1 pseudogene is annotated in these 603 nt (G+C 56.6%); it reads right to left on the bottom strand.

From position 1 onward, the window contains the following. Positions 1-115 precede the first annotated feature (115 nt). Positions 116-535, bottom strand: a pseudogene (locus NKK47_RS35110) (dioxygenase); the annotation flags it as partial. Between the last annotated feature and the right edge of the window lie 68 nt (positions 536-603).

Here is a 603-nt window from a genome sequence, read left to right as displayed (position 1 = left end):
CGGGGCGTCAAATGCGCCGAAGCCCAGACGGCGGAATCATCATCAAATCAGCCGTAGCTGTCTTTGGTTGATAAAGGCGGCGCAGAATTTTGAACTGCTCTTGTTCCGCCCCCTAGAAGCCGTCTGCGTTGTCGGACCAGACATCGAGATGCGCACCCTCGATCGGGTTGCCCTCAAGATCAAGGACACGCCCTTCGAACGGGCAGCTCTCGCCATTTCCGTCCAAACTGATATTCGCGCCCATCTCGCGGATTGGCACGTCGTCGACATGGAATGGGCCGAACACAGTATTCTCCGTCGCGCCTGAGGGGCGACGATTGTTGATCGTGTCTACCAGCATGGAGAAGCCGAGCGTGTCGGAGAGCAGGATGAATTCCTGCCTCTCATTGTTGCAAATCTGCCCGGTCCTGGTCAGAAAATCGATGCCGATCTCCCATTCTTCCTGGGTCAGTTCCACCTCCTTCGCGAAGGCGTGCAGGTGCCTGACCAGAGCGGCCATGACCGTCGCCAGGCGCGGACTAGGTAGTGAACCCATTAATTCGAAAAGAGGATCAGGGTTAGCGCACGGGTTTGAGATGATCGCCGTTTCGACCATATTCTTTG

The organism is Mesorhizobium sp. M0019 (genome assembly GCF_040323975.1).
Classification (GTDB): Bacteria; Pseudomonadota; Alphaproteobacteria; order Rhizobiales; family Rhizobiaceae; genus Mesorhizobium.
Note: the sequence above shows the minus strand (reverse complement) of the source record. Positions and strands in the feature narration are given on the sequence as shown.